Origin of the sequence: Kitasatospora sp. NPDC057500 (assembly GCF_042802195.1) — a bacterium.
GTDB lineage: Bacteria > Actinomycetota > Actinomycetes > Streptomycetales > Streptomycetaceae > Kitasatospora.
This window is the reverse complement of record NZ_JBHVER010000305.1, coordinates 1-6,553: the sequence shown is the minus strand read 5'-3', so window position 1 is coordinate 6,553 and position 6,553 is coordinate 1. Positions and strand designations below refer to the sequence as shown.

At 73.8% G+C, this 6,553-nt stretch carries 9 protein-coding genes; 4 read left to right on the top strand and 5 right to left on the bottom strand.

The features are described from left to right. Positions 1-200 (bottom strand): hypothetical protein (locus tag ACFU74_RS35085; RefSeq protein WP_380764190.1); only part of this gene is annotated, 200 nt, incomplete at its 3' end. Positions 201-347: 147 nt separating this feature from the next. Further along, complete coding sequence (locus ACFU74_RS35080) at positions 348-932, bottom strand: RNA polymerase sigma factor (RefSeq protein ID WP_380764189.1); 585 nt, start codon at positions 930-932, stop codon at positions 348-350. 128 nt (positions 933-1,060) lie between these two features. Here ACFU74_RS35080 and ACFU74_RS35075 point away from each other — a divergent pair, with 128 nt between their 5' ends. After that, positions 1,061-1,393: a hypothetical protein gene (locus tag ACFU74_RS35075; protein WP_380764188.1), complete on the top strand. Its 333-nt coding sequence runs from the start codon at positions 1,061-1,063 to the stop codon at positions 1,391-1,393. A gap of 140 nt (positions 1,394-1,533) precedes the next feature. Beyond that, the gene (locus tag ACFU74_RS35070) at positions 1,534-2,310 is read left to right on the top strand and encodes an arylamine N-acetyltransferase (RefSeq protein ID WP_380764191.1); all 777 of its coding nucleotides are present in this window, start codon (positions 1,534-1,536) and stop codon (positions 2,308-2,310) included. A 9-nt stretch (positions 2,311-2,319) separates the two neighbouring features. On the opposite strand, the gene ACFU74_RS35065 is transcribed toward ACFU74_RS35070, so the two are convergent. Beyond that, positions 2,320-2,592: a hypothetical protein gene (locus tag ACFU74_RS35065; protein WP_380764187.1), complete on the bottom strand. Its 273-nt coding sequence runs from the start codon at positions 2,590-2,592 to the stop codon at positions 2,320-2,322. A 290-nt stretch (positions 2,593-2,882) separates the two neighbouring features. Here ACFU74_RS35065 and ACFU74_RS35060 point away from each other — a divergent pair, with 290 nt between their 5' ends. Beyond that, a complete protein-coding gene (locus ACFU74_RS35060; protein ID WP_380764186.1) occupies positions 2,883-3,503 on the top strand; it encodes a hypothetical protein in 621 nt (206 codons plus the stop codon). A gap of 50 nt (positions 3,504-3,553) precedes the next feature. On the opposite strand, the gene ACFU74_RS35055 is transcribed toward ACFU74_RS35060, so the two are convergent. Together ACFU74_RS35055 and ACFU74_RS35050 are read right to left on the bottom strand one after the other, a co-directional pair. Then, entirely contained in the window at positions 3,554-4,018 is a 465-nt protein-coding gene (locus tag ACFU74_RS35055; protein WP_380764185.1) for a hypothetical protein, read from the bottom strand. A 47-nt stretch (positions 4,019-4,065) separates the two neighbouring features. After that, the gene (locus tag ACFU74_RS35050; RefSeq protein ID WP_380764184.1) at positions 4,066-5,436 is read right to left on the bottom strand and encodes an LCP family protein; all 1,371 of its coding nucleotides are present in this window, start codon (positions 5,434-5,436) and stop codon (positions 4,066-4,068) included. 494 nt (positions 5,437-5,930) lie between these two features. Here ACFU74_RS35050 and ssuE point away from each other — a divergent pair, with 494 nt between their 5' ends. Then, on the top strand, positions 5,931-6,485 hold the full coding sequence (gene ssuE / locus ACFU74_RS35045; RefSeq protein WP_380764183.1) for an NADPH-dependent FMN reductase: 555 nt from the start codon (positions 5,931-5,933) through the stop codon (positions 6,483-6,485). Positions 6,486-6,553: the final 68 nt, after the last annotated feature.

The following is a 6,553-nucleotide window of genomic DNA, read 5'->3' as shown; positions in this document are numbered from 1 at the left end:
CCCCCCGTCTCCGTGACGGACCACGGAACGTCCCACATCGACAGGTCCCCCGCCTGCTCCCCGACGGCGTCGCCGAGGGCGTCCGCCCCCGCGGACAGCTCGGCGTACACCAGGTCCCAGCTCTCGAACACCTCGGCCCCCCCGGCCCCCTGCTGGTTCTGCGGCAGCGCCCCCCATGTCGGCCGCACGAACTCCTGCATACGTTTTCCTTCCCGTGACGGGGTCGGTGGTCGGTCGTGGGCTAGACGACGACCGCCGGCCCTCGAGGCTCCTCTCTGGCGCCCCGACCCGGACCCGCGGACCGGCCGGACGGCCGGCCCGCGGACCCTAGACGCGGACCCAGTCACTCAGTCGGCTTCCCTGCGCGGCAGCGGGACCGGTGCTGTCCGCGCCCGCTCGTTCGCCCGCTTCAACTCGCGGGACACGGTGGACGCGGAGATCCCGAGGGTCTCGGCGATCTCGGCCCCCTTCCAGAGCCAGATGTGGTGGAGCTCCCAGATCCGCGCCTGCCGCTGGTCGCCGATCGCCTTGTGGACGATCCGCAGCAGCTCCTCGAACTCCAGCCGGGCGCCCGGGTGGTCGTGGCCGGGGTCTCCGGCCGTCGCGGGCCGGCTCCCCTCGGGGATCTCCGCGACCGGCTCCTCCCGGCGGGCGGCGGCCGACCTCCAGTGGTCGATGGCCATCCGACGCGCCACGGTGGTGGCGTAGGCGATCACCGGCCGGTGGAACACCGTCCCCTTGCGGACCTCGTTGATCACGACCATGCAGGTCCTGGCGGCGATGTTCTCGGCCGTCTGCTCGTCGTGCGTCATCTCGCGGAGACTGGTCACCAGGCGCGGCAGGAGGTCGCGGACGAGCTCCTCAAGATGCGCCTCGCTCATCGGCGCCGACGGGGGCGAGCCATGAGCGCCCGCCCCTTCCGACTTCGCCATGGGCGTCCTTCCGTTGGACTTCGCGGGGGTGGTCCGTCGCCATCCCTCACTCCTCCGACGATGCGGAACTCCTGTTCCTTGCAAGGGTGTCGGTGGCAGTGCGAGCACCCCGTCCTCGTCGAGGAGGCATGAAGCACTCCATGGTTCCCCCGGTCGCCCCGCACACCGTCCTCCTCGGCGAGGACGTCACGGGCTGGCGCACCGCCCTGCTGGCGGCGGTGCTGGCCGCCGTCGTCCTCGAAGTCACCACCGCCGTGTGCCGCAACGCCCTGCTGCGCGTGCCGGGCGTCCTGCTGACCGCGCTCGTCGGCCCGCAACTGACCGGCGCCGCCCGGCTCCGGCTGCTGCCGCGGTGGCGGGCGGAACTGTCCCGGCGGCTGGCCCCCGGCCCGCGCCGCCACCGCCGCTACGTCGCCGCCCTGTGGTTCGTCCTGACACTCGCCTGGGACCCGACGGCCTAGGCCTCTGGACTGATGGCCGGAGGGTCCGCGTCCGCTTGGATGGAGGCGTGGACGAACCCTCGAAGAACGAACCCTCGAAGAACGAACCCTCGAAGAACGAAGCCGCGACGAACCCCGAAGCCGTCCTCACCGCCGACCAGGTGGCCGCGTACCTCGACCGGATCGGGGCCGCGCGGCCCGGGCGGGCAGGTGCCGACGAGCTGGCGCGGCTGCAGGAGGCGCACCTGGACGCGGTGCCGTTCGAGAACCTGAGCATCCACCTCGGCGAGTCCGTGGTGCTGGAACCCGCCGCGCTGCTGGAGAAGATCGTCGACCGGCGGCGCGGCGGGTTCTGCTACGAACTCAACGGCGCCTTCGCCGCGTTGCTGCGCGCGCTCGGCTACCGGGTGGACCTGCTCGCGGCACGGGTCTTCAACGGCGCGAAGCCGGGGCCGCCGTTCGACCACCTCGCGCTGCGGGTGGCGGCGGACGGCGCCGCGTGGCTGGTGGACGTGGGATTCGGACGGTTCGCCCGCCGCCCGCTGCTGCTCGACGAGCGCGGCGAACAGCACGACCCGGCGGGCGTGTTCACCCTCCTGCCGAGCGGTACGGCCGACGACCTCGACGTCCGTCTCGACGGCGAGCCGCAGTACCGGCTGGAACTGCGCCCGCACACACTGGCCGACTTCGTGCCGACCTGCTGGTGGCAGACCACGTCACCCGGCTCGCTCTTCACCCGCGGGACCACCTGCTCCCGCCCCACCCCGGACGGCGGCCGGACCACCCTCAACAGCACCCGCGCCACCGGCGGCACCCGCCTCCTGCGCACCGCCCCGGACGGCACCCGCAGCGAGGAACTGCTCGCCCCGGACGCAGCCCTCGCCGCCTACCGCACCCACTTCGGCATCACCCTGGACCGCCTTCCGACCGCCCCCTGAGGCCGGCGCTCAGGCGTCGGACGGCGTGGCCGGGTGCGGAACGAAGAGGCTCACCCGGCACCACGCCCGCCCGGGCTCGCGGGCGCAGAACCTGTCCGGCCGTACCGCCGAACGGTCGATCCCGCTGTCCGGGCCGTGGATCCGCCGGACGAAGGCGAAGAACTCCGACTCGTCCCCGGTCTCCAGGAGCACCTCCCAACGGCCGTTCTCCGGTGCGAAGCGGGCGGCGGACCGCTGCGACGCCTCGTGGTGCTGACGTTTCCTCCTGCGCTGCCCCGGCATCGGCCCAGGATCAGCCGGACCGTGCGGTCGGGGCAAGGGGAAGGTGCCGGGCGTGCCCGACGGGGCGGGGGCCGTCCGTGGGGCGCGCTTCCGGCGCGCGCGGGTGTCCGGGGGCGCGCGTGGCGCCGTGTGCGGGCGCAGAATAGCCGCGCGCCGTCCACTCCGTGGGGATTCGCCGGAATCACGCGTTGCGGCCGACCGTGCGCCATATGCTGCGCGAGGCGCGGCCGGCCCGCCCCCGGGGTGGCCGCGAACCGTTCAACTCCGCTTTCCGGCAAGGTGGTTCACGCATGAGGCAGAAGAGTCGGCGCAGGGACGACGGCGAGGTGACCTTCGAGCAGGTGACCGTCCTGTCGTTCGAGCCGCAGGGAGACCTCCGGGTCGACCGGGACGGTCGCGTCCTGATGCTGAGCGAGCCCGCCAGCCCGACCCGCATCCCGGTCCGGATCGCCCGCGAGGACATGACGATCAAGCGCGTCGCGGGCTACTGGGTGACCTGGGCCGAATGGTTCGGCCCGGACGACATCCGCAACCACGCGCGCTGGGTCCCCGACGAGGAGTACGTCCGGCCGGACGAGGACGGCCTCGACGGGCGGCTGGAGGTCACGGTGTCCGCGTACTGGGCGGTGGAGTGGGAGCCTCGCCGGGCGCGGCTGCGGACCAGCGAGGCCGTGGTCACCTTCCCGCCGGGGGAGCGCGTGCGCGAACTCGTCCTGGAGCGCCCCCAGCCGCAGCACCCGGCCACCCTCGTCGTCCACCTGGCGCGCGCCCGCTGGGCCGACGGGCACGACGGACGGGCGATCCACCACGGCTTCGCGGGCGAACGCGAGGGCGGCGGCGGGCAGGGCGAGCCCGTCCACCGCTACGCCGAGTGCGCCACCGGCCACCTCCCGGGCGTGGCCGTCCACTGAGCCGCGGTCGAACCGCGCTCGAAGTGCGCTCTGTCGGGCCCGAACCGGGCTCAGCCGAGTACCGGCTCGCCCGTCGGCCAACCCGCCCGCAGGCCGACCCGGCGGGCGGGGGCGCCGGCCCAGATCTCGCCCGGCCCGGTCGAGCGGGTCAGCACCGCGTTGGCGCCCACGACGGTCCCCGCGCCGACGGTCAGCACGCCCTCCTTGCAGATCACCTTGGCTCCCGCGCACAGCACCGCGCCGTCCTCCACCACCACCCGCCGCATCGCGCTGCGCTCCTGCGGCACCCACGGGTCGGCCCGTCCGACCGTCACGCCGTTGTACAGCGTCACCCCGGCGCCGAGCGTGGTGTACGGGTGCAGCACGGTGCCGAAGCCCCGGTGGAACACGACGAGGCCGGGCCCGATCTCGGCGGCGGCCGGCACCTCCATCCCGTAGAACGCGAGCGCCTCCTGGACCAGGCGGCCCAGGAGGCGGTGACGGCGGCGGTAGATCAGCGCGGTGACGAGTGGCATCCACCCATTGTGTCCGCCGTGTAACGATGAGTCACGCGCGTCCGCGGTTACTTCACGTCCGGCACGGCGGTGTCGTTCTTGAAGGCGTCGAAGACCTGCTTGGCCTTGGCCGTGTCCCACTTCACCGCCGACTCCCCGGTGTTGGTCTTGAAGTCCGGGTTGGCGATCGGCACGGTGATGCTCTTGCCGCCGCCGCCGTTGACGTCCTTCATGGCGAGGAACAGCGAGCCCAGGTCGGTCAGCCCGGCGTCCTCGTCGACGATCAGCGTGCCGAGGCCGGAGGAGACCAGCGGGTAGAAGGTGAACGGGTTGAGCACGGTGGCCGGCGAGGCCGCCTGCTTGGCCAGTGCGCCGAGGAACTTCTGCTGGTTGCGCATCCGGCCGAGGTCCTGGTCGGCCATCTGGTGGCGCTGGCGGACGAAGGCCAGCGCCTGGGTGCCGTCGAGGTTCTGGCAGCCGGCCTTGAGGTCGAGGCCGGAGTCCTTGTCCTTGACGTCCTGCTCGATGCACATGTCCACGCCGCCGACCGAGTCGACGATGCCCACGAAGCCGGCGAAGCCGATCTCGGCGTAGTGGTCGATGCGGATGCCGGTGTTCATCTCGACGGTCTGCGCGAGCAGCTTGCCGCCACCCGCCGCGAACGCCGAATTGATCTTCGAGGTGGTCGACTTGACGGTCTTGCCGTTCTCGCCGGTGTGCTCGGGGATCGGCACCCAGGAGTCGCGCGGGATGCTCATCAGGGTGTTCCCGTTGTCCCCGACGTGCAGGATCATCATCGAGTCGCTGCGCTTGCCGCCCGCGTGGCCGGTGTGCAGGTCCTCCTCCTGGGAGTCGGACAGGCCGTTGCGGCTGTCGGAGCCCACGATCAGCCAGTTGGTGCCCTTGCCCGCCGCGGGGCGGCCCGGGTAGTCGGCGAGCACCTTCTCGTGGTTGAGCTTGGAGTCCGCCCAGAACCAGGTGGAGACCGCGGTGACCATCATGGCGATCAGCACGCCGAAGACCGACCACTTGACGATCCGGCGCCGGGGCCAGCGCGAGGACCGCGCGCCGGCGGGCGTCTGCGGACCGCCGGGAGGTATCGGGCCACCGGGCCCGCCCGGCGCGCCGAGGCCGCGGGGAGCCCCCTGGGCCGGCACCCCCGGCCGGCCCGGCTGCCCCGGCTGCCCGTGGCCCTGGCCCTGGCCGTAGCCCTGCGCCGGCCCGTACCCGGGCGGCTGCGGCCGGCGGCCCTGCTGGGGCGGCTGCGCCTGCGGCTGGGGCTGCCGGGGCGCCGGGGCGCCCGGCCCGCGCGGGTTCAGCCCGGCGGGCAGCGGCGGCTCCGCGCCACCGCCGTGCCCGTACGCGGGGCCCCCGCCACCGTTGCCGCCGCCGTACGGGTTCCCGCCGCCGCCCGGGCGGCCCTCCTGCCACGTGTTCATGTGGGAGAGAATGCCCGACGCCGGGACCGGTGACTCCCCCCGGGGCCCCCACCAGGGCGCTTGTAGCAGTTTTGATGCACGCACCGGATCGTTCCGCGGCAAGGTGCCGACGGGCGGCGCGGGCCCCGTCCGCCCGGCGGGATCCCGCGCGCCGCCGTCTCATCATCCGTCTCACCTGGTGTTCGCCTGGCGGGACGAACCTTGACCGTCCGGAACGCTGCGTGTTTGCATGACAGCCATGGATCAGCGATGGACCCTCACGCGTCGGCGGCACGTCGACCTGCTGCGTGTGTCCCGTTCGCTCTGTTGTGGCTGACGCGCGCCCGTCGAACCCCACCACTCCTCCTCTCCCTTCTTCACGACGCCGCCCGCGCGGCGCGTTCACCGCTGCCCGCCGGTAGGCCGGTCCCCGTCCGCCCGGCCGGTGCCGCCCGTGCCCGGTGAGCGCCCCGTGCCGCCTGCGCGTCGCCCCGCTTCCTCCCCGAGGTGAACCCATGGCCACCGTCCTGTCCGTCTCCGGCTCCCCGTCCCCGACCTCCCGCACCACCCGTCTGCTGCGCCTCGTCGACGCACGGCTGGAGGAGCGCGGCCACCGCGTCGTCCCCTTCGAGGTGCGCGCCCTGCCCGCGCACGCGCTGCTCTCCGCCGACCTGTCGCACCCGGAGCTGGCCGCCGCCCTGGAGCTGTTCGCGCAGGCCGACGGCGTGGTGATCGGCACCCCGGTCTACAAGGCCGCGTACTCGGGCCTGCTCAAGGCGCTGCTGGACGTGCTGCCGCAGTACGCGCTGCGCGACAAGGCCGTCCTGCCGCTCGCCACCGGCGGCTCCACCGCGCACGTGCTGGCGGTGGACTACGCGCTGCGGCCGGTGCTCAGCTCGATGGGCGCCGACCACATCACCCAGGGCTGGTTCGTGCTGGACCGTCACATCTCCGTGCGGGAGGACGGCACCACCGTGATCGAGCGCGAGACCGACGTGCTGCTGCGGCCCGTCGTGAACGCGTTCGCGGCCGCCCTGGAGCGCCGGGCGGCCCCGGCCCTGGCGTCCTGACGCCCGCCCGGCGCCCCGTGCGGCGGGCCCCCGGACCACCCCAGGCCCCGCCCGGCGCACGCCGGGCG